Annotated in this window: 16 protein-coding genes; 11 read left to right on the top strand and 5 right to left on the bottom strand. The window is 61.1% G+C overall.

The features are described from left to right. Nucleotides 1-7: 7 nt before the first annotated feature. Nucleotides 8-1,177 carry an FMNH2-dependent alkanesulfonate monooxygenase gene (gene ssuD, locus AU381_RS02560; RefSeq protein ID WP_064240259.1) on the bottom strand — a complete coding sequence of 390 codons (1,170 nt, stop codon included), beginning with the start codon at nucleotides 1,175-1,177 and terminating at the stop codon, nucleotides 8-10. A gap of 27 nt (nucleotides 1,178-1,204) precedes the next feature. Then, complete coding sequence (locus AU381_RS02565; protein WP_064240260.1) at nucleotides 1,205-2,167, bottom strand: aliphatic sulfonate ABC transporter substrate-binding protein; 963 nt, start codon at nucleotides 2,165-2,167, stop codon at nucleotides 1,205-1,207. A gap of 347 nt (nucleotides 2,168-2,514) precedes the next feature. Here AU381_RS02565 and AU381_RS02570 point away from each other — a divergent pair, with 347 nt between their 5' ends. Both AU381_RS02570 and AU381_RS28150 read left to right on the top strand, forming a co-directional pair. Then, nucleotides 2,515-5,076, top strand: coding sequence for a GcvT family protein (locus tag AU381_RS02570; RefSeq protein WP_064240261.1), 2,562 nt, complete (start codon nucleotides 2,515-2,517; stop codon nucleotides 5,074-5,076). Nucleotides 5,077-5,307: 231 nt separating this feature from the next. Beyond that, nucleotides 5,308-5,523: an FCD domain-containing protein gene (locus tag AU381_RS28150; protein WP_425288609.1), complete on the top strand. Its 216-nt coding sequence runs from the start codon at nucleotides 5,308-5,310 to the stop codon at nucleotides 5,521-5,523. Nucleotides 5,524-5,671: 148 nt separating this feature from the next. Here the strand turns inward: AU381_RS28150 and AU381_RS02575 are convergent, their stop codons facing one another. Next, on the bottom strand, nucleotides 5,672-6,220 hold the full coding sequence (locus AU381_RS02575) for a cupin domain-containing protein (RefSeq protein WP_064240262.1): 549 nt from the start codon (nucleotides 6,218-6,220) through the stop codon (nucleotides 5,672-5,674). A 145-nt stretch (nucleotides 6,221-6,365) separates the two neighbouring features. On the opposite strand from AU381_RS02575, the gene aptA reads away from it, so the two are divergent. Beyond that, entirely contained in the window at nucleotides 6,366-7,700 is a 1,335-nt protein-coding gene (aptA, locus tag AU381_RS02580; protein ID WP_064240263.1) for an omega-aminotransferase AptA, read from the top strand. 170 nt (nucleotides 7,701-7,870) lie between these two features. Here the strand turns inward: aptA and AU381_RS02585 are convergent, their stop codons facing one another. After that, nucleotides 7,871-9,907 carry an NADH:flavin oxidoreductase gene (locus tag AU381_RS02585; protein ID WP_064240264.1) on the bottom strand — a complete coding sequence of 679 codons (2,037 nt, stop codon included), beginning with the start codon at nucleotides 9,905-9,907 and terminating at the stop codon, nucleotides 7,871-7,873. Between the two features lie 142 nt (nucleotides 9,908-10,049). Here AU381_RS02585 and AU381_RS02590 point away from each other — a divergent pair, with 142 nt between their 5' ends. The 7 genes from AU381_RS02590 (at nucleotide 10,050) to AU381_RS02620 (ending at nucleotide 18,850) form a co-directional block, all read left to right on the top strand. Beyond that, nucleotides 10,050-10,676 (top strand): TetR/AcrR family transcriptional regulator, encoded by a 627-nt coding sequence (locus AU381_RS02590; RefSeq protein WP_064240265.1) that lies wholly within the window; start codon nucleotides 10,050-10,052, stop codon nucleotides 10,674-10,676. 8 nt (nucleotides 10,677-10,684) lie between these two features. Further along, entirely contained in the window at nucleotides 10,685-11,479 is a 795-nt protein-coding gene (locus AU381_RS02595; RefSeq protein WP_064240266.1) for a pyrroline-5-carboxylate reductase family protein, read from the top strand. An 843-nt stretch (nucleotides 11,480-12,322) separates the two neighbouring features. After that, the gene (locus AU381_RS02600) at nucleotides 12,323-13,063 is read left to right on the top strand and encodes a GGDEF domain-containing protein (protein WP_162273398.1); all 741 of its coding nucleotides are present in this window, start codon (nucleotides 12,323-12,325) and stop codon (nucleotides 13,061-13,063) included. 271 nt (nucleotides 13,064-13,334) lie between these two features. Beyond that, nucleotides 13,335-14,696: a TolC family outer membrane protein gene (locus AU381_RS02605; RefSeq protein WP_082909613.1), complete on the top strand. Its 1,362-nt coding sequence runs from the start codon at nucleotides 13,335-13,337 to the stop codon at nucleotides 14,694-14,696. A gap of 34 nt (nucleotides 14,697-14,730) precedes the next feature. Beyond that, the gene (locus tag AU381_RS02610; protein WP_064240269.1) at nucleotides 14,731-16,899 is read left to right on the top strand and encodes a type I secretion system permease/ATPase; all 2,169 of its coding nucleotides are present in this window, start codon (nucleotides 14,731-14,733) and stop codon (nucleotides 16,897-16,899) included. Between the two features lie 54 nt (nucleotides 16,900-16,953). Further along, nucleotides 16,954-18,234 (top strand): HlyD family type I secretion periplasmic adaptor subunit, encoded by a 1,281-nt coding sequence (locus tag AU381_RS02615; protein ID WP_064240270.1) that lies wholly within the window; start codon nucleotides 16,954-16,956, stop codon nucleotides 18,232-18,234. 7 nt (nucleotides 18,235-18,241) lie between these two features. After that, complete coding sequence (locus AU381_RS02620; RefSeq protein ID WP_064240271.1) at nucleotides 18,242-18,850, top strand: ribbon-helix-helix domain-containing protein; 609 nt, start codon at nucleotides 18,242-18,244, stop codon at nucleotides 18,848-18,850. A 19-nt stretch (nucleotides 18,851-18,869) separates the two neighbouring features. Here AU381_RS02620 and AU381_RS02625 read toward each other — a convergent pair whose 3' ends face one another. After that, entirely contained in the window at nucleotides 18,870-19,766 is an 897-nt protein-coding gene (locus AU381_RS02625; RefSeq protein WP_244520013.1) for a transglutaminase-like cysteine peptidase, read from the bottom strand. 605 nt (nucleotides 19,767-20,371) lie between these two features. Here AU381_RS02625 and AU381_RS02630 point away from each other — a divergent pair. Continuing rightward, nucleotides 20,372-21,566 (top strand): VCBS domain-containing protein (locus AU381_RS02630; RefSeq protein WP_199275319.1); only part of this gene is annotated, 1,195 nt, incomplete at its 3' end.

The raw sequence follows: 21,566 nt of genomic DNA on the forward strand, positions 1-21,566 counted from the left end.
GCTCGCATCAGGAGCCCGCGACGACCCGCAGATTGCCTCCATGGCCGCCGCCAGCGAAAAGCGGCTGCTCTCCGAAGGAAGAACGGATCTGATTGCGCGGGGCACCGAGACCGAGTTCCGGGAACAGCAGTTCGGAAACGCGATAAGCCTCCTCGAGATGCGGATAGCCGGAGGCGATCACCGTATCGATGCCGAGATCCTGGTATTCCCTGAGGCGTGCGGCCACCGTCGTCGGCGAGCCGACGAGCGCGGTCCCGGCCCCCGAGCGGACGAGACCGATGCCGGCCCAAAGGTTAGGCGATACCTCCAGCCTGTCGCGGCGGCCGCCGTGCAGCGCCGCCATGCGGGCCTGCCCGACGGAGTCGGAATTCTTCGCGAATCCTTCCTGGGCGGCGGCAATCGTCTCGTCGGAGAGCTTGGAGATCAGCCGGTCGGCGGCCGCCCAGGCCTCCTCGTCGGTTTCGCGCACGATGAAGTGCAGGCGAATGCCGAAGGTCACTTGACGGCCCTTGTCGGCCGCAGCCTTGCGGACCGTGGCGATCTTGTCGGCGACCTGGGCCGGCGTCTCGCCCCAGGTCAGATATTTGTCGACGACGCCCGTCGAAAACTCTATTGCGGCATCCGATGATCCGCCGAAATAGAGCGGCGGACGCGGCTCCTGCACCGGCGGGAAGCCGAGCTGTGCGTCGTGCGCCTTTATGTATTTCCCGTCGAGATGCGACTTGCCCGTCTCGAGCAGCCTGTTGAAGACGTGGAAGAACTCCTCCGCGTGGGCGTAACGCTCGTCATGCGGCAGGAAGACGCCGTCGCCGCCAAGCTCCTTGGCACTTCCGCCGACGACGATATTGAGGAGCAGACGCCCCTTCGAGACGCGGTCGAGGGTCGCGGCGAGACGGGCGTAATAGGCGGGTGACGCGATGCCGGGGCGAATGGCGACGAGGAACTTCAGGTTCTCCGTGAAGGCCGCCAGATGAGCTGCAAGGATGAAGGATTCCTCGCAGGCCACCCCGGTCGGGAGGAGCACACCGGAATAGCCCAGCCGGTCCGCCGCCGTGGCGATCTCGCGAAAATAGCCAGTGTCTGCCGGGCGGCTCAGATCGTCGGAGCCGAGATAGGCGCCATCGCCGGAGGTCGGAATGAACCAGAAGAAATCAAGCGGTTTGTCTATCTTTGTCATGGTCTGATCCTTTCAGCGCTCCGCGCTTTAGCTTGCCTTCGGCCGCCAAGCGACGTCGGCGATCGTCAGCGTCTTCGGCAGGATGCCGAGGCCATGGAATTCGTCCGCCAGCGCCTGCTGGTAGGCGAGCGCGTCATCCGACAGGGTCGCCACCTTGCTGAGGTCTGCTCCCTTCCGCGTCAGGATCGTTCGGGTCACCTCGACGGGAATGCCGGTGATCTCTGACAGCGCCGGAACGGTCTCATCGAGATTGGCCTGCGCCCAGGCTCCGACCTTGGCCAATTCGTCGATGACATCGGTGATGACCTCCGGCTGGGAGGAGGTGAAGTCTCCATTGCCGAAGAAGAAGCTCCAGCTGTCGACGATGCCCTCAGCGGTCGTCAGGACCCGGGTCTGCGGATCCGCCTCGGCGACGGCAAAATAAGGGTCCCATATCGCCCAGGCGTCGATGCCTCCGGTCTTGAAGGCGGCCGCCGCATCGGGCGGGGCGAGGTCGGCAGCTTCGATGTCGCCGGTTGTCAGGCCAGCCTTGCGCAGAGCCTTGACGGTGAAGTTATGAGCGCTGGAGCCGCGCTTGAAGGCGACCTTCTTCCCCTTCAGGTCCTCGAGCGCGGCGATCGGCGAGTCCTTCGGCACGAGGATGGCGGAACCCGATGCCGTACCCTTATAGCTTCCGACGTAGAGGAGATTGGCCCCGGCGGCTTGCGCGAAAAGCGGCGGAACATCCCCGGTCGGGCCGAAGTCGAGCGAGCCGGCGCCGAGTGCCTCGAGGAGCGGCGGACCCGAGGTGAACTCGGCCCAGCTCACCGTTAGACCGCGTTCCGCAAGCCGCTTCTCGAGCGCGCCGGTGCGCTTCGCCAATGCAAGCACGCCGTTCTTCTGCCAGCCGATACGGAATTCGGTGGCCGCCCTTGCCGGCCGTATGTTCGGCGCGCTCAAGGCCGCGGCCGTGGCGCCGATAAATGCGAGGGTCTGTCTGCGAGTTATCATTTTCCACCCCTGGTTGGTTGCTCAAGGTCGATGCAGTTGGGAGAATGATAAGATAGTCTATAAATTTACTAAGGAATATTTTTCCAAAGAGTTCCCCGCCGGCGAAGATTATCGTTACGCTCCGACAGAGGATGCGAATGGCTTCCTGCCACACGAGAAGCAAACGGCGGCCTGCCTGAGCCTCAGTCGACCCCTGCAGCGGCATCAGACCCCTAGTCACCGGTGTTGCCATCCGCTACGGCATGGCGCTGGTCGTGCAGCACGATGATTATGTCGTAGACAGGCTCAAGTCGCGTCGCTGCAAACTCTAATATCCCGCTTCAAAATACCAACTAGGGTCGCAATCAATGGCAGAGTTTCCACAAAAAGCGAAAGTCGTAATCGTTGGACTGGGTGGCATCGTCGGTGCATCGATCGCACATCACCTGATCGAGCGTGGCTGGGACGATATCGTCGGCATCGACAAGTCCGGCATCCCGACCGATATCGGCTCGACGGCGCATGCGTCGGACTTCTGCTACACGACCAGCCACGACTATCTGTCGGTCTGGACGACCCAATATTCGATCGACTTCTTCGAGAAGATGGGCCATTACGCCCGCATCGGCGGCCTGGAAGTCGCACGCACCGGCGATGAGACCTGGATGGAGGAGATCAAGCGCAAGCTTTCTTCGGCCAAGGCCTTCGGCACCCGCGCACACTATGTCTCGCCGGCCGAAATCAAGAAGATGTTCCCGCTGATCGAGGAAGATCAGGTCATGGGCGGGATGTTCGATCCGGATGCCGGCCTCGTCATCCCGCGCTCGCAGACGGTTGCCGGCAAGCTGGTCGATGCGGCGGAGAAGTCCGGCAAGCTGCAGGTCTTCGGCAATACGCCGGCAACTTCGCTTCTCGTCGAGAACGGCCGCATCAAGGGCGTCGTCACGCATCGCGGCACGATCATGGCCGACCATGTCGTCGTCTGCGCCGGCATCTGGGGCCGCCTGATCGCTGAAATGGTCGGCGAAGACCTGCCGGTCATGCCGGTCGACCATCCGCTCACCTTCTTCGGCCCGTACAACGAATTCGAAGGCACCGGCAAGGAAATCGGCTTCCCGCTGCTGCGCGACCAGGGCAACTCCGCCTATATGCGCGACACCGGCGACCCGAAGACCACCGAAGGCGGCCAGATCGAGTGGGGCTATTACGAGGCCACCAATCCGCGCCTCTGCCATCCGCGCGACATTCTCGAAAAGCATGAGGCACGCCTGTCGCCCTCGCAGCGCGACCTTGAGATGGAGCAGATCATCGAGCCGCTCGAGCGCGCCATGGAACTGACGCCGATCCTCGGGGAGCTTGGCTATAACGAGGGTCACTCCTTCAACGGCCTGTTGCAGGTGTCGGCCGCCGGCGGCCCCTCCTGCGGCGAGAGCCAGAAGGTGCGAGGCCTCTGGTACTGCGTCGCCATCTGGGTGAAGGACGGCCCAGGCTACGGCAAGCTGATCGCCGACTGGATGACGGATGGGCGCACCCATACCGACCATGCCTCGATCGACTACGCCCGCTTCTATCCGCACCAGCTCGAAGAGAAGTTCATCGAGAACCGCTGCTTCGAGTCGGCGCAGAAGATCTACTTCCCGGCCGTGCATACGCGCGAGCCCTATGCGAGCAGCCGCAACGTCAAGCGCTCGCCCTTCTACGAGCGCGAGAAGGAGCTCGGCGGCTACTTCATGGAACTCGGCGGCTGGGAGCGCGCGCACGGCTATGCCGCCAACGAGCACCTGCTCGAGAAATACGGCAACCGCGTTCCGGTGCGCGAAAACGAGTGGGACAACCGCCATTTCTGGCGCGTTTCCAATGCCGAGCATCTGGCGATGAGCGAGGATTGCGGCATCGTCAACCTCTCGCACTTCCACATGGTCGACATCTCAGGTCCGGACCATGTCGAGCTTCTCGAGTGGCTTTGCGCTGCCAAGATCGGCGGAGACGGCAATATCGGCAAGGGCATCTACACCCACTTCCTCGATGACGAGGGCATGGTGCGGGCAGACTTCACCGTCTTCCGCATGGCCGACCGCTGCCGTCTCGTGAACGGCGCCGATGCCGGCCCGCGCGACTTCCACTACATGCGCCGCGTCGCGGAAGACCGGGGCCTCGACGTCACCATCACGGACGTTTCGGAGAAGTTCATCACCATCGGCATCTGGGGCCCCAATGCCCGCGAAACGCTGAAGAAGGTGGTTGCCGATCCGGCCGGCCTCGATCCTGAGAACTTCCCCTTCGCCGCGATCAAGCAGATCGAGATCGCCGGCAAGCCGGTCTCCGCCTTCCGCATCTCCTATGTCGGCGAGCAGGGCTGGGAACTGCACATGAAGTACGAGGACGGCCTGGCGGTCTGGGATGCGCTGCGCGCCACGGGCGTCATGGCCTTCGGCGTCGAGACCTATGCGAATTCGCGCCGCATGGAAAAGAGCCTGCGCCTGCAGAACGCCGACCTTCTCACCCATTACAACCTCATCGAGGCCGACCTTGCCCGTCCGAAGGTCAAGGAAGCCGACTTCCGCGGCAAGGCGAAGCATCTGGAGTACAAGGCGCGCGAGCACCAGCCCGCCATGCTCTGCACGCTGGTCATGACCGAGAACACCGACAGGAGCGGCGTGAAGCGCTATCCCGTCGGCAACCTGCCGGTCATGGACCCGGAGACCGGCGAGGTGCTGGTCGACGAACTCGGCCGCCGCTCCTACACCACCTCCATCGCTTATGGTCCGACGATCGGCAAGAACATCGCGCTCGCCTATCTGCCGTGGGCCTACTGCCAGGAAGGTCGCAAGCTGAACATTGAGTATTTCGCCGAGACCTATCCGGTAGAGGTCGCTGGCGTCGGCTACAAGCCGCTCTACGACCCGGAAAACCTCAAGCCGCGCAGCTGACGGGCCCGAAGGACACTTTCAAGCGATGACGACAAGCGAGCCTCTCCAATCGGAAAGGCTCGCTTTTCCGTGTGTCGTTTCCGCCGCCTGGCCGAGGCCGCGCAATCGACGAGAAAGGCCGCGCCTACCGGGTTTCGGCACCGATCAGCACGAAGGCGACGGTCGCCGGCTCGCTGTTCGGGTTGCGCCAGGCGTTGGCGCGCGCCGTGCTGAACCACGCTGTCGCCGGCGCTGAGAGGCCACCTTAACGCCGTCGATCGCCTTCGCCGTCTCACCGACTATCGTCAGATGCTCGACCGCAACAGCGCCCGCGAGCGCTGCCGCGAGCATATCGAACTGCTCGACCTCATCCTCGCGGGCAAGAACGTAGAAGCGTCCCGCTACATGGCGCGGCACCTCGAAGATCTCGGTCGCTTGAAAACGGTGGCGCGGGAATTGCGCGGCTGACCAGCCATCCCGCTTCCTGGCAGATTGAACCAGGAAAAGCTCTAATTTACCCCCGCGAATTCATGCCTGGATTGCGGAACCTGCTCCAACGTCTGCGGCGCCTGGGCGTACCCGGCAGTGATGGCTTGAGAGGCACCGTCGACAGAAGCTAGAAGGTCGGGGGTGTGCAGGCGCTGATGACGTCGCAGGGGACGGGTCCGACACACCGGAACCTGTGAGGTCGCCGGCTGTCGAAATAATATGCGTCGCCGGGCCCGAGTATCCGCCGGTCATTGTCGACCGTCACTTCCAGGCGGCCCGAGAGCACAATGCCGCCTTCCTCGCCCTCATGGACGAGCGGAATCTTGCCCGTGTCCGCTCCCGGTTGGTAGCACTCCTTGAGGATCTGCAGATTTCGACCGAAGAGGCTCTCTCCCACCTGCCGGTAGGAAATCGCGCCCTTGCCGATCTCCACGAGCTCCTCTGCGGCATAGAAGGCCTTGCGCGGCGTTTCGGGTTCGAACGCAAAGAATTCGGCGAGCCCGATGGGTATGCCATCGAGGATGCGCTTGAGCGCTCCGACAGAAGGATTCGAGGCATTGGACTCGATCAGCGAGATAGTCGAGTTGGTCACCCCTGCCCGTCTCGCGAGTTCCCGTTGGGACAGATTGTGGGCGATCCGTATGTGACGGAGACGGTTACCGATATCGACAGACATCTTGCACCTTGTGTTTCGGATGTTCGAATTATGGAAAACAGCATCGTCTCTATCTCACAATTTCAATGACTTAAAAATACAAAGAAAAGGACTTGTTCGCCGATAAAAAATCACCGAATCCAGGGCAACCCCAAAGGAGGCCGTCATGGGAAGTAGCAGCAACACCAACACCCCTGTTCTCGACAATTTCTGGATGCCCTTTACCGCCAACCGGCAGTTCAAGGCGGCGCCGCGCCTGCTGGCAAGCGCTGAGGGCATGTACTACACCGACGTCGATGGCAATAAGGTGCTTGACGGTACGGCCGGGCTCTGGTGCGTCAATGCCGGTCACGGGCGCAGGCGGATCGCCGAAGCGGTCGAACGGCAGCTCCGGACAATGGATTATGCGCCGACGTTCCAAATGGGTCATCCGATCGCATTCGATTTCGCCGCAAAGCTTGCCGCGATTGCACCTGGCGGCGCGGGTGCGAAACTGGACCGTGTCTTCTTCACGGGATCGGGTTCCGAATCCGTCGATACGGCGCTGAAGATCGCCATCGCCTATCAGCGTGCCATCGGTCAGGGAACGCGCACCCGCATCATCGGCCGCGAGAAGGGCTATCACGGCGTTGGCTTCGGCGGCATTTCCGTTGGCGGCCTCGTCAATAACCGCCGCGTCTTCCCGCAGATTCCGGCCGACCATCTGCGTCACACCCTCGACATCGAGCGCAACGGCTTTTCAAAGGGCCTGCCGACGCACGGCGTCGAGCTCGCCGAGGATCTCGAACGCTTGGTCGCGCTACACGGTGCCGAGACGATCGCGGCCGTGATCGTCGAACCCATGGCCGGGTCGGCTGGCGTAATCCTGCCCCCGAAGGGCTATCTCGATCGCCTCCGCGCAATTGCCGACAAATACGGTATCCTGCTGATCTTCGACGAGGTCATCACCGGCTTCGGTCGCCTCGGCACGCCCTTCGCCACCGAATATTTCGGCGTAGTCCCCGACCTCGTGACGACCGCCAAGGGCCTGACGAATGGTGCAATTCCGATGGGCGCGGTGTTCGCCAGCCGCAAGATTCATGACGGCCTGATGACAGGCCCCGAGAACCAGATCGAACTCTTCCACGGCTATACCTATTCCGGCCATCCCGTGGCCAGCGCCGCCGGTATCGCGACGTTGGAAATCTACGAGGAAGAAGGATTGCTGACGCGTGCCGCCGAACTGGCGGCTCATTGGCAGGAATCTCTGCATTCGTTGAAGGGCTTGCCGCATGTCGTCGACATCCGCAATCTCGGCCTCGTCGGAGCCATCGAGCTCGCTCCACGCGGCGGCGCTCCCGGCACACGAGCCTATGACGTTTTCGTGGATTGCTTCCAGAAGGGTCTGCTGATCCGTGTGACCGGGGACATCATTGCCCTCTCGCCGCCATTGATCATCGAGAAGGACGAAATCGGCCAGATCGTTTCAATCCTTGGCGAGGCCCTCAAGCGAGCCGCTTGACCACTATGACGGCCGGCCGGGGATCCAAGCCAGGGCCGGCTGACGGTCGTGTGTTCCGGGAAGTCGTCCGCGAGGGATCGAAGAGAGGAAAGCGCACGGCATGCACCTCTTCAGCGGCATGTTCGGCAGCGAGGCATAGCAGGAGGGCGCCGCTGGGCGGCCCGTTGCCATCAGATGTCCTTGAGAAGGCGAAGCGCGTCGTATATCGCCGCGTGCGTGTTGCGCGCCGCCACCGCATCGCCGATGCGGAAGAGCTGGAACTTGCCATCGGCGTTGCGCCAGGCGGTTTGCGGCCTGCCGGCGATCAGCTGGTCGTGCGACACCTCGCCAAGGTTGCTCGAGGCGGGCTTCAGCTCGAAATACAGATCGTCGAGCGGGATGGTGCCATGATTGATGACGATCTGGTCGAACGTCCGCTGCTTTTCGACACCGCCGTAATCGCTGCCGACGTGAGCGACGAGTTCATTGCCGCTCTTCTCGACCGCTTCCAGGCGGTAGGTGACCGTGAAGGTCACATCCAGTTTCTGCAGGGAACGCATATAGGGGACGAGGTTCATTGCCATGACTTCCGGCGCGAAGGACCGGTCCGGCGTCATGATCTCGACCTTGCCGCCTGCCTTGGCAATGAACTCCGCCGCCTGAAGGCCGGCGTGGTCGCCGGCATCGTCGAAGATCAGCACGTTGGTGCCCGGTTTGACGTCGCCCGAGATGATGTCCCAGGCGGAGACGACGAGGTCGTTACCCTTGGCAAGCACTTCCGTATGGGGAAGCCCACCCGTCGCGATGATGACGACGTCGGGATTTTCCGCCGTGATGGTTTCCGCTTCCGCCCAGCTGTTGAAATGGAAGGTGACGCCCAGCTTCTCGCACTGGCCCATCCGCCAGTCGATGATGCTGATCATCTCCCGGCGGCGTTCGCTCTGCGCCGTCAGACGGATCTGGCCGCCCGGGTCGTTAGCGGCCTCGAAGACCACGACCTCGTGGCCGCGCTCACCGGCCACTCGCGCGGCTTCAAGACCGGCGGGGCCGGCGCCGACGATCACGACCTTCTTGCAGCGATCGGCCTTGGCGATCGTGTGCGGCATCGTCAGCTCGCGTCCGGTCGCGGCATTGTGGATGCAATAGGCGGCGCCGCCTTGGTAAATGCGGTCGAGACAGTAGTTCGCGCCGACGCATGGACGAATGTCCTCTTCCCGCTTCTCGATGATCTTCCGGACGATATGCGGGTCGGTCATATGGGCGCGGGTCATCCCGACCATGTCGACCTTGCCGGACGCAATGGCGTGGCGGGCCGTAGCGACATCCGGGATTTTCGCGGCGTGGAAGGTCGGGAAGTTGGTGGCGGCGCGAATCTCGCCGGCGAAATCGAGATGCGGCGAATTGGCCATGCCCTGGATCGGGATGACGTCCGTCAGGCCCGCGTCTGTATCGATATGGCCGCGGATGACGTTCAGGTAATCGATTAGCCCGCTGTCCTTGAGGCGCTTGGAGATTTCAAGCCCTTCCTCCCTGCCGGTCCCGCCGGGAAGACATTCGTCGGCCGTGTAGCGCACACCGAGGATGAAATCCTCTCCGACGCGCGTGCGGATCGCCTTCAGGACGTCGAAACAGAAGCGCATGCGATTGTCGAGCGAGCCGCCGAAGGGACCGCCGAGCTCGTTCGTGAGCGGGGACGCAAACTGATCGATGAGGTGGCCATAGGCTTCCAGTTCAACGCCATCCATGCCGCCGGCCTTCATGCGCTCGGCCGCATCGGCGAAGTCCTTGACGATCCTCTCGATGTCCCAGTCTTCGATTTTCTTGGGAAAGGCGCGGTGCGACGCTTCGCGGTGATGCGAGGGGGCGACGACCGGCAGCCAGTCTCCCTTGTCCCAGCGCGTGCGCCGGCCGAGATGGGTGAGCTGGATCATGATCGCCGCGCCCTCTTCGTGTACGGCATCCGTCATCTCCCTGATCCAGGGGACGATCTCGTCCTTGTAGGCGAGCAGATTGTTGAACACCGGCGGGCTGTCTTTCGAGACCGCCGCGGAGCCGGCGGTCATCGTCATCGCAACTCCCCCCTTTGCTCGTTCCACGGTGTAGGCGCGATAACGCTCCTTCGGCATGCCGTCTTCCGGATAAGCGGGCTCGTGCGCCGTCACGATGATGCGGTTGCGCAGCGTCAGGTGCTTGAGTTGATAGGGCTGAAGGAGGGGGTCGTTCGACATCTGCCGGCTCCGATTTAGAGATCTCCGGGAGCGTAATTGAGAATGTACACATGTGTCAACAAAGAGATCACAGAAGTCTTGGCAATGGACAATGATGTACATTTCTCTTGCGCGACTCCTCTCGATTTGTTAGGAAAACGTCATGGAGCAGACCTTGAACGATAGCGGCTGGCGTGGTTCCCCGGATGTCTGGCTGGGCGCGGCTTACGAGTCCCTGTTGGAGGCAGGTGTCGATGCGGTGAAGATCCAGCCGCTGGCGAAGAAGCTGAACCTGTCGCGGACGAGCTTCTACTGGTTCTTCAAGGATCGCGAGGAGCTGCTTGATGCATTGGTCTGGCGCTGGCGCGAGAAGAACACGGGCAACCTCGTCAAGCAGGCCGGGGCCTATGCCGAGACGGTTGCCGAGGCGATGCTGAACGTCTTTGACTGCTGGCTGGACAGCAAGCTTTTCGACTCGCAATTCGAGTTTGCAGTGCGGAGCTGGGCCCTTCAGTCGCCCGAAATCTTGAAAGAGGTCCAGAGCGCTGACCAGCAGCGTCTCGATGCTCTGTCGCGCATGTTCCTGCGGTTTGGATACGACGTGGCCCATGCCGATGTGCGGGCACGCACCATCTACCTGGTGCAGATCGGGTATATTTCGATGCAGACGAGGGAAGAGATCTCCGTCCGCATGAAGCGCATCCCCGAATATGTGGAGATTTTCACCGGGCAGGTACCGGAGCAAAGAGAGCTTGATCGCTTCTTCGCACGGCATGGCTATACCGGATAGCGGCGAAGATGGGCGACACGTTGATGGTCGGCGTGATTGGGGCCAACGGATGGTTGGGAAGAGCCATCACCCAGTCGATTCTCGATGCAAGGCTCGCTTCTTCCGAAGACCTCACGCTTTCCTATCGAACCGCGCGCCCGACGCGTTTTCCGGATGCCCACTGGACAAAGGACAACCAGGAACTCGCCGATCGGTCGGATGTGATCATCGTTTCGGTGCGCCCGGATGATTGGCCTTCGCTCACCGTCACCGCCAGCGGAAAGCTGGTCATATCCGTCATGGCCGGCATACGGCTCAGCCAACTGGCCGAGCGGCTGCAAACCGGGCGCGCCGTTCGCGCACTGCCGAATGCGGCCGCCGAGGTCGGGAGATCCTACACGCCATGGGTCGCCGCGGCAGACGTGGATGATCGCGATCGCTCCATCGTGCGCGGCATTTTCGAGGCCTGCGGCAGCACGGATGAAATCTCGAGCGAAGCCGACATCGACTATCTGACCGGGCTGTCCGGCTCCGGCCCCGCATTTCCGGCCCTTTTGGCGAACGCGATGATGAAGGACGCGATGGAGCGGGGGATCCCGTCGGCAATCGCGCGGCGTGCCGTCGCGGCCATGCTGATCGGGAGCGGACGCCTTCTCGAACTGCGCGAGGAATGTCCCGCCGGAACGGTCGAAACATTTCTCAACTATCGCGGCACCACTGCGGCGGCGATTGAGGCGATGCGCGCTGCGGGCTTCGACGCCGCCGTCGCCAGCGGACTAGCCGCTGCCCTCACGAAAGCGGTGCGTATGGGACAGAGCTCCTGACTTCGTCGCAAACGCGGCACCCTGCTCGTCCTTTCAAGCGCCGCAAAGGCCTACCGTAGAAAGCTCACGGTCGACGACCCGTTCGACGTCGAAGGACGAGTCGTCGCGCCGAACACGCCAGGCAACTACAGTTGTCGAAGAGCCTGCGGAAAGCGGAAAATCGACGCCGTAGCAATTTCTTATCTGCCCGCGCAGAATTCCTATGAAACCGGTGTGAACGGCCGCATTTTCCTTCTCTGACCCGGTGGTCGGACCACGCTTAGGCCGGGCTAACACTTTTGTTCGAATCGCCGTTCAAATCTTTTCATGAGAAAATTTGCTTTTGGTCAGCCGATCAGCCGAGGTGCTCGAAGCCGATAAAGCAGTCATGTGACTGCTGAATGCGCGGGCATGTCCTCCCGAGAGGTCCTGTCATGAAAATCTTGCTGAAATCAGCCCTTCTTTGGGCACTTGTAGTCGGCTGCGGCCAAGGCAGCCGATACGAGTACTTGCCTGGGTACGCCTATAAGACCGACCCGAGCTGCCGCCGTACGGAGTTACCCTCCAAGTTCGATGTTCGCTGCGATTATCCCAAGCTGGGCTTTCCCGACTTCACACCCCCGCCAACCTTCGGCACCGGGGGGATTTAGCCGGAGAGCCAGATGCGAGCACTCGAGACAGCCAGCGGTGCGCTCCTCGCTGGATGGGAATTCTATCGTCTCGCGAGTAGACTGAGCGCCGTTCGCCGGAGGGACACTTCCTTAAATTTGTAGACAAGGAGGAAAGAGAATATCCATAAGACTGCATTAGACCACTATCCTGACTGAATCGGGAGCCGGAAACATGCAGTGGGAAGGATCATCCGTGGCGCAGAAGGACTGGCGGGTGGCACGCTATGCTATCGGCGGCATTTTCGGGTTCGTTGTCCTTTCCGAGTTGCTCACCTACGCTACCCTCGTCGTTCTTGCCGACCGCCCCTATGTTGCGGCCATCGTTGCAACAGCGCTGGTTTCATTGTTGCTCGGTATCCCACTCATCGTGATCGCCGCTGCACAGTTTAGGCGCGCCGACAGGCTGCGAAGCCAGCTCAATCATATGGTCGTCCACGATAGCACGACGGGCTGCGTGACGGGCCGCGGGCTTGTACATCACGCGAACGGGCTAGAGCGCCGGCGGCAACGTTCCGGCGATAAGCTCCAGGGTGCACTCATCCATGTGCGCATCAACAACCTCGACGACATCGGCGGGAGCTTTGGTCCGCAATGGAATGACGAGCTCTTGCAGTTCGTCGCCTCTACCATCAGCACTTCCGTCCGCCGCGACGACGTCGTAGCGCGGACGGGGCCGGCGAGCTTCGACGTACTGCTCACCGGCGCCAGCGAGACGGATGCCGACCAGGTCTGCGCGCGCCTGACGAAAGCCTTGGCGTCTTCACACTTCGCGGCAGACGGAAAAGCAGTCGATCTCACTCTGAGCCTGGGCGGCGTGTTGTTCAATGGCAGCATCGACCTGGAGCGCCTGCATCGTGCCGCAGCTTCTAAAACAGTCGAAGTGACGGGAACGCCTGCCACGACCATCGAATTCGCGCGCTTGCCATCCGCTTGATTCATTGCCGCTTCTGGGCAGACTGATCGTTTGTTCTATATTTGCAACATGATTGAGAAACTTTGGAAAGCCCGCCTGCTGCCGTAGATTCGGGAGCCCGCTTTTATTATCAAGACATTATTTTAAATACGTTTGAGAGCAATTTTTCGCTAGCTGATTTTGGCGGACATTAAGTTGCGAGGGGGTTTAATTGAAGAACAGCAAAATAAGGGCCGGCCTGTTTGCCGCCCTGCTCGCATCGACGGTCCTGGTGGGCGGCGCGGCCGAGGCGATGACGTTGCGGGAAGCACTTCAGATCGCAATGGAATCCAATCCCGAGATCGGGCAATCCGTGGAAAACCGCGAGGCGATCGAATTCGAGCTGCGTCAGGCGCGTGGACTTTACCTGCCGAGTGTCGACCTGGAAGCATCCACCGGCGCCCGTCATTTGGAAGACGACAGCCGCCGATTGGCGTCCATCGAAAATGACCCCCTTTACCCATCGGAAGTCGGCCTCACCGTCACTCAAAAGCTTTTCGACGGCGGTGGCCGCCGGGCTGAACTGGAACGGCAGGCAGCGCGCGTCGACAGCGCCTCGTTTCGGGTCCTGGAGCGATCCGAGACAATCGGGCTGCAAATCGTTCGCGAGTATTTCGAGTATATTCTTCAGCAGCAGATAGTCGAAGAAGCGCGCCGGAATGTCAGCGCGCATCAGGCGATCCGCTCGGACATCAGTTCGCTCATATCGGGTGGGAGACTGACCGAGGCCGACCGTCAGCAGGTGGACGAGCGGTTGCTTGCCGCGAAGGCGCGCCTGCTGGAAGCGCAGGAGGCGCTGGATACCGTAAAGATCAGCTTCAATCGCCTTGTCGGCCAGCCGCTGACGAAACCGTCCATGCCAAAGTCCGTGTCTGCCCGGCTGCCGAACACGCTGGACACGGCGATCGGCATTGCGCGCGCCAACAATCCGCGCATCAAGGCGGCCGACGCCGACATCAATGTGGCCGATTCGCAGGTAAAGGCGGCGCGATCCGACATGTTGCCTGAAATTGTCGCCGAAGGACGCATCCGCTCCGGCGTTGACGTCGACGGCTCCACGGGTGACACTTGGGATGCCCAGGCACGCATCGTGGCGAGGTGGAACCTCTATCGTGGCGGAATCGACATCGCGAATGAACAGGAACAGATGCGTCGCGCGAGTGAGCAGCGGCTCGTCTTCCACCAGGCGCATCGCGAAGTCGAGGAGGCGGTGCGCATCTCCTGGGAGCGCCGTGCCAGCCAGTATGACCTGTCGCGAACGCTGAAGGCTCAGGCGCAGGCAAACGATCAGCTGGTGTCATCTTATCGCGAGCAACTTGCTGTCGGCCAGCGATCACTGCTCGATGTTCTCGGGGCGCAGAACGCGCGCTTCAACGCGAACGTTCTGGCGAAGACGGCTCAGTATGCTGCACTATTTGCCGAATATCGCCTTCTCGCAGCCACGGGCCAGCTCCTTTCGACAATGCAGATCAAGGCGCCGGCTCAAGCCGAAGCCTATGCAAGGCAGGAGTTCAATGTTTCTGAAGCGCCAGCCACGGAGACTTACCGACGAATGCCTTCCCGCCAGACAAATGACCTGCCGCTCGACCTGCTCGCCCCGATCCGGCAGAAATGACGGTTTTTCTGAAGGCAGATGATCGGTCCTCACCATGCAGGCCGTTGAATCGCAACCCGGCCCTTCTCTGACCGGCTTCACGACGGCGTTCAAGGAGATATGCATCTTCTTGAACCGGCCGTCCTCCGATACCGTTCTTTATTCCGATGTGCCGTTCGATGCTCGATCGCCGAGTTTCGAGGAGGTGTCGCGTATCGCCTCCCGCGTCGGCCTCGAGGCGGAAATTGTCTCGCCGCGCGCGCTCGCAAACAGGGATTTCCTGTTCCCGCTGCTGCTCGTTTTTCGAGATGGTCGCGCGCTGCCAATCTTGGAGGAAGGCCTGGACGGTGCCCTTGGCCTTTCAAATTCGACGGCGTCCGGCGCCGGAGCTGTCCGGTTCTCGGACTTGCACCTCGCGCACGTGGCCTACGCCGTTTCCTTCTCTGCGACGTATTTGAACGTAGCAACGGGGCCGGGTGTTGGCGAAGCGCGCAGTATCGACCGTAAGCATTGGCTGACCTCGACGATCAGGCCCTTTTGGCAAGCTTACGCACAGGTCGCGGTGGCCGCTTTTTTCATCAATGTCCTTGCACTGGCAGCGCCGCTGTTCACGATGAACGTCTATGATCGCATTTTGCCCAACAAGGCGGTTGCGACGCTCTGGGTGCTGGCGCTTGGCATCGGCGCAGTGATCCTTTTCGACTTCCTGCTGAAAACAGTGCGTGCCGCGCTCATCGACTATGCCGGGCGCAAGGCGGATCTGAAGTTATCCTACATGCTGTTTGAGAAAATTCTGCATGCGACCCTCGCATCCAGGCCCCTCTCGACAGGCGAATACGCCAATCGGGCAATGCAGTACGAATTTGTGCGCGAGTTCTTCACTTCAACCACCATCAGCACACTCATCGACAGCCTTTTTGTCTTCGTTTTCATCGCTGCGGTCTACGCGGTAGCTGGATGGATTGCAGTTGTTCCGGCTATTGCCTTCGTTCTCAGCCTCAGCATCGGTTATGTCGCACAGCACAAGATCGGCAGTCGGGTCGCAGCCGCATCGAATGAATCCGCCCAGCGTCAGTCCCTGCTCGTCGAAACCATCAGCGCCATCGAAACGGTGAAAACGTTGCATTCGGAGAAGCAACTCCTGCGCCGATGGAACGAACTTGCCAAACACTCGTCGAATACCTCCGAGCAGATAAAGCAAGTTTCCTCCTGGGCCTCGCACGCGACGCAATTCGTGCAGCAGCTCGTCACCGTATGCATCGTTGTCGCCGGGGCTTACGAATTTACGGAGGGCAATATCTCTTCCGGCGCCATTATCGCCGCCAGCATGCTGGCGGGGCGTGCTGTCGCTCCCCTCGGACAGATCTCCATGACCCTCGCGCGTCTTCGCCAGGCGCTATTGTCGTTGAGAATCCTCAACTCCATAATGGAGCAACCCGAGGACCGTCCCAACACGATCGGCTTCGTCAACCGGGACATCCGCGAGGGGAGTGTCGCCTTCGCCAATATGGAATTCGCCTATCCCGGAACGGACCACAAGGTCCTGAATGGAGTGAACCTCACCATCGCAGCCGGCGAGCGCGTCGGCATCATCGGCCGTATCGGCTCCGGAAAAACCACAATCGGGCGCCTTTTGTCCGGACTCTATCCTCCAAGCTCGGGTCGAATTCTCCTTGACGGCGTTGATATCCGGCAATTGCATCCCTCCGTGGTACGTTCGGCTGTATCGTTCGTTTCCCAGAACTCCGACCTGTTCTCAGGCACGGTGAAGGAAAACCTCCAGATGGCCAATCCGACGGCTACGGACGAGGAGATGGTCGCGGCGGCGAAGCTTGCCGGGGTCGACGACTTCGTCTCCAACCACCCCCGAGGCTATGACATGCCGGTCGGCGAACGCGGCTCGCAGCTTTCCGGGGGACAGCGGCAGGCGGTGGCGATCGCGCGGCTCCTGCTTCGCAAGCCGAAGATCGTCTTCCTCGACGAGCCGTCCGGCGCCATGGACATGGCCAGCGAGCGCGAACTGATCACCAGGCTATCCAAGGTATTTGGCCGGGATGTAACCCTGTTGATCTCGACCCACCGACACAGCATGCTGCATCTTGTCGATCGGCTGCTGGTTCTCGACCGAGGACGCATCGTCGCCGACGGCCCGAAGGCGCAAGTCATTGAACAACTGCAAAGGCGGCCCGGTTCGGCAGAGTCGGCGCGGGGGACAAGTCAATGATCTCCCCTTTGCCCGCAAGCGAGTGCATCGCAATTCATGCCGCGAGGATCCGGCATGCATGACACTCCACCCCTTGCAGCTCGCGCGGGACTGCTGGTCATCGGCCTCCTGATCAGCACTTTCGTGGCATGGGCCGCTATCGCGGAGGTCGACGAGATCGCCCGCGGCGAGGGCAAGGTCATTCCGGTATCGAAGACCCAGATCATCCAGTCGAGTGAGCCCGGCATCGTTCGTGAGATCGCAGTTCAAGTCGGCCAGGTGGTTCGCCGCGGCGATCTCATCTTGCGGCTCGACGACACGGCGAGCGGCTCCTCGCTCGGCGAGCTGGAAGCCAAGTCGCGCTCCCTGCGGGCGCAAATAGCCCGCCTCGAGTTGGAGGAAACCGGCGCTTACACATCAAAGTACGAGTGCCCCGCGGACATTGCGCAAGCCGCGCCCGGCGTATGCACGAACGAGGAACTGTTGCTCCAGGCAAAGGCCGGCAACTTCAACAACAAGCTCTCGGTCATGCAGGCGCGGCTCGGACAGCGTCAAAAGGAACTCGCCGAAGCCCAGGCCAATATCACGCGCCTGACCGAAAGCCTGGCTGTCACTGAGCGTGAGCAGGAACTGCTGGCGCCTATGGTGAAGCGCAAGCTGGTCGCGCAGACGGAGCTGTTGCGGGTCGAAAAGGAATTAACCGACACCCGCGGGCAACTGGCGCTTTCGAGGGAAAGCGTCGGAAAGCTCGATGCCGCCGTCAACGAAGCCACCTTGCAGGTGACGGAGCTGTCTCTACAGCTCCGTCAGGAGGCTCTGGCCGAGAAAACAGAGGCGCTTTCGCAACTCTCGGTCATCGAGGAAACCATTCGCGGCGCGAGCAGCCGAGTTGCCAACACCGACATTCGCTCCCCGGTCGACGGCATCATCAATACGCTGGACGTCAATACTGTGGGGGCGTACGTGACGCCCGGCGCGGTGATTGGCGGCGTCGTCCCGACATCCGAAACACTCCTCATAGAGGCGCGCCTTTCTCCGCGCGACGTTGCTTTCGTGCGTACCGGGCAACCGGCTCTCATCAAGATCTCGGCCTACGACTTCTCGATTTATGGGGGCCTTGATGGCGAAGTCGAAACGGTCAGCGCGGACAGCCTGGTCGATCAAAATACCGGCGAGACCTATTATCTGGTGCGAGTCAAAACCGACAGGGCGGCACTGATGAAGGATGGACGGGAGTATGCGATCATGCCCGGCATGATTGCATCGGTCGATATCATGACCGGTAAAAAGACAATCCTCACCTATTTGATGAAGCCCATTAACAAGGCACGCGAGGAAGCCCTGCGGGAGCGCTAGATCTAGCATGACGGAGCCTTCTGCAGCCTCGTCCGCAGAAAAACTGTGGGCACTTAAGTTCCGGGTCGTCACGGTCGCAGGACAGCGAAAGGGAATCAAGCTCGAGGAAATCTACTGGTCCAGTCTTTCCGAACTTGCCGCCCACAGAGGCTGCAGACTTGCCGATATCGTCGCCGAGGCCGAAACCGCCCTGACCGGCGAAGGCAATCTGACTGCCAGATTACGCCTTGTCGCAACAAGCTACCTGCGCGAACAGCTGTCGAGCGCCAGACAGCGCAGTGAACTCTCGGTCATCGCGGGCCAGGTGCGCGCTTGTCCATCGCCAGCCTTCGCGCTGAGTGGAGACAAGCGCATCATTGCTTACAATCCCGCGTTCCTGACCTTCGTTCAGTCGCGCTTTTTCAGGGTTCAGCCCTCCGCACCGGCACAGAGCCTGCGACTTTCTTTCGACATTCAGTTCTCCCAGCTCGTCGAGCGATTGAAAGCCGCTCCCGGTGAACCACAGCCGGCGGGTTTCACAATTGGAATCAACGAGCATGTCACTCGCGGACGGCTGAATGCTGCACTTGCCTCGTTATTCGATCACGACGTCGTAATCGGCTTCATCCTGGCGTGATTGCGCGGTATGCGGTCTATCAAAGGCCCCCTTCCCCTGGCATGACGTCAAGCGAAGGGGCGGCTGCGATCTTGCTCCCCGTGGCCTTGATGCCATGGATCCACGTACGTTCCGCGCTTACCGAATACAGAGGTTGGTAGTTGGGCAGGGCAATGTCCAGCTTCACGTCGTCGCTCAAGTTATCGAGAATGAAGTTGCCCTGACTCGTCGTCACCGAAAGCACTGCGTGGTAAAGATTGCGTCGCGTGTCGCGAAGCACGACTATGGACATGGCCTGCGGCGGCAGTCCGGCTTCCTTGAGGGTCGCCATCTTGAGAATTGCGTAATCTTCGCAGTCGCCCTTGCCGCGAACGAGAATCTCGCGCGGCAATGCCCAATGGTCCATCGAGCCATAATTCTCTGCGTCCGGCTGATAGCGCACAAGCGTGTTCACGGCGCGATTGACGCTGTTGAGCTTCTGCCGAAAACTGCCGGAGGTGGAACCATCGATCGCGGCGCGAAGACTTTTCTTCGCCATGCATTCGCCCAAGCCTTTGCAATCCTTCAAATTGGCGGTCGCTATTTCGGGAAATACCGCCTGCCACTTCCGCGCGGCGGGTATGGACGATACGCGGAACGCCACCGACTGGAACACGGCCGGACCGCTGGTGGGCGTCGCTTTTTGGCGGCGTGGTGTCGGGGGAACGATTGCTGCCATCCGTTGCGGCGGAGCCTTGACAGTTTTCACCGCCGGCAGACCATCGATTGCCCTGACTGCGGAATCCGCAGGCGCCACGGAACTGATCATGTGCTGCATTGGACCAAAGTAGGCGGCGCCGGCTTGAGCGGCCCAAGCAGCAGGCGCCGATAGCGTAGCTGCGGCAAGGATCAACGCCCTCGTCAGTACCTTGCCGCGTGCCCGAATTTTCTTGTCCATCGCATCATCCCACGGTTGAATGACGCGACCTTACGATCGAAAAGAAAAACTCACGTAAATTTGCAGGGATTACTTATCACTTCAGTGCGCAATACAATTTGCATAAAATTTTATTCATTTTTTTCCTAGCAACAGATCTCCGCGCCGACTATAACGGAGAGTTCATCTGATATCCCTGGGAGCGGGGCGTCGATAACGCGGTCCTTTTCCCCGGCGACTCCGGGATGACCTGTCCGCTTTATAGCACTTATGCATAACCTGATATGCACATTGGACGAACTGCCAAAGATTTTCTGCATATTGTACATATTATAATATGCCTTCACCCGGTTAGCTCCGCGCGCAAGAATTGATTCCAATGAAAGCCTGTGTTTACTTGCGCTGAATTCTTGGGGGATTTTCTCATGACAACCGAAGGTATTGTTCTTTCTGGCGCCACCAATACGACCGCGGCTGAAAACATCGTAGCCAGCGACGGGCGTGTCGCGGGGGACGAACTCTTGCTCAGCCAGGCGCAAACGAACCAACCTTCGGAGCCCCAGCTCCTTGACCCTGCCACCGGAGCACCCGTTACCGATCCAAGAAACGGGGGGCCTGCTCCAGCAATGCCTGAGACGGTCAGTGCCGATGCCGCCAATGTCGTTCGGCTTCCGGTGGGTGCATCGCTCGAAAATATAAAGGTCGTCGGTGGCGATATCGTGCTCGAACAGCCGGATGGCACGACGATCAAGATATTGAATGCGGCGCTGAATATTCCGACCTTCGTCATCGGAGATGCCGAGATTCCCAAAGAGACGCTGGTGGCCGTTCTCGAAGGAAACGGCATCAACGTTGCAGCGGGTCCGGATGGCACGATCAGTGTCGCGTCGAATCAGAGCAGTGGCGGCAATTTTTCCGATAACACGGGTGAGATCGGAGACGCCGGCCTTGTCATCGGATTGCTCGATGCGACCGAGCTTCAATTCGATACCGCGGCCGGCGAAGACCTGGTAAATGCACTGCTCGATTCCAACGACGCGCCGGTCATCGAGGCGACGGCGAGCGGCGCAGTCACCGAGGACGTTGCGGTTGTCGACGGCAACCTGACGGTGAGCGGCACGATCGGCTTGTCCGATGCCGATGCCAACGAGACGCTGACTGTGACGAGCGCGCCTTCCGGCCAGCCGAGCTGGAGCGGCGGCTCGCTGACCGCGGCGCAGATCGACACGCTGACCTCCGGCTTTACCGCGACGGCGGGCGGCTGGAGCTACGAGGTGCCGAACGCCCTGGTGCAGTTCCTCGACGCCGGTGAGACGATCACCCTCTCCTTCGAGGTCACCGTCACCGACGACGACGGCGCCACCGACACCGAGACCGTCACGGTAACGATCAACGGCACCAACGACGCGCCGGTGATCGAGGCGACGGCGAGCGGTGCGGTCACCGAGGACGTTGCGGTTGTCGACGGCAACCTGACGGTGAGCGGCACGGTCGGCCTGTCCGACGTCGATGCCAACGAGACGCTCACTGTGACGAGCGCGCCGTCCGGCCAGCCGAACTGGAGCGGCGGCTCGCTAACCGCGGCGCAGATCGACACGCTGACCTCCGGCTTCACCGCGGCGTCGAGCGGCTGGAGCTACGAGGTGCCGAACGCCGTTGTGCAGTTCCTCGGCGCCGGCGAGACGCTCACCCTCTCCTTCACCGTCACCGTCACCGACGACAACGGCGCCGTTGATACCGAGACGGTGACGATCACCGTCACCGGCACCAACGACGCGCCGGTGATCGGCGAAGCCTCGCAGACGAGCGGCGCGGTCACCG

The organism is Sinorhizobium glycinis (assembly GCF_001651865.1).
Lineage (GTDB): Bacteria > Pseudomonadota > Alphaproteobacteria > Rhizobiales > Rhizobiaceae > Sinorhizobium > Sinorhizobium glycinis.

Bases quoted from the DNA above. Each gene is read 5' to 3' on its own strand.
- ssuD (WP_064240259.1), bottom strand. From the start codon at position 1,177: ATGACAAAGATAGACAAACCGCTTGATTTCTTCTGGTTCATTCCGACC.
- AU381_RS02565 (WP_064240260.1), bottom strand. From the start codon at position 2,167: ATGATAACTCGCAGACAGACCCTCGCATTTATCGGCGCCACGGCCGCG.
- AU381_RS02570 (WP_064240261.1), top strand. From the start codon at position 2,515: ATGGCAGAGTTTCCACAAAAAGCGAAAGTCGTAATCGTTGGACTGGGT.
- AU381_RS02575 (WP_064240262.1), bottom strand. From the start codon at position 6,220: ATGTCTGTCGATATCGGTAACCGTCTCCGTCACATACGGATCGCCCAC.
- aptA (WP_064240263.1), top strand. From the start codon at position 6,366: ATGGGAAGTAGCAGCAACACCAACACCCCTGTTCTCGACAATTTCTGG.
- AU381_RS02585 (WP_064240264.1), bottom strand. From the start codon at position 9,907: ATGTCGAACGACCCCCTCCTTCAGCCCTATCAACTCAAGCACCTGACG.
- AU381_RS02590 (WP_064240265.1), top strand. From the start codon at position 10,050: ATGGAGCAGACCTTGAACGATAGCGGCTGGCGTGGTTCCCCGGATGTC.
- AU381_RS02595 (WP_064240266.1), top strand. From the start codon at position 10,685: ATGGGCGACACGTTGATGGTCGGCGTGATTGGGGCCAACGGATGGTTG.
- AU381_RS02605 (WP_082909613.1), top strand. From the start codon at position 13,335: ATGACGTTGCGGGAAGCACTTCAGATCGCAATGGAATCCAATCCCGAG.
- AU381_RS02610 (WP_064240269.1), top strand. From the start codon at position 14,731: ATGCAGGCCGTTGAATCGCAACCCGGCCCTTCTCTGACCGGCTTCACG.
- AU381_RS02615 (WP_064240270.1), top strand. From the start codon at position 16,954: ATGCATGACACTCCACCCCTTGCAGCTCGCGCGGGACTGCTGGTCATC.
- AU381_RS02620 (WP_064240271.1), top strand. From the start codon at position 18,242: ATGACGGAGCCTTCTGCAGCCTCGTCCGCAGAAAAACTGTGGGCACTT.
- AU381_RS02625 (WP_244520013.1), bottom strand. From the start codon at position 19,766: ATGGACAAGAAAATTCGGGCACGCGGCAAGGTACTGACGAGGGCGTTG.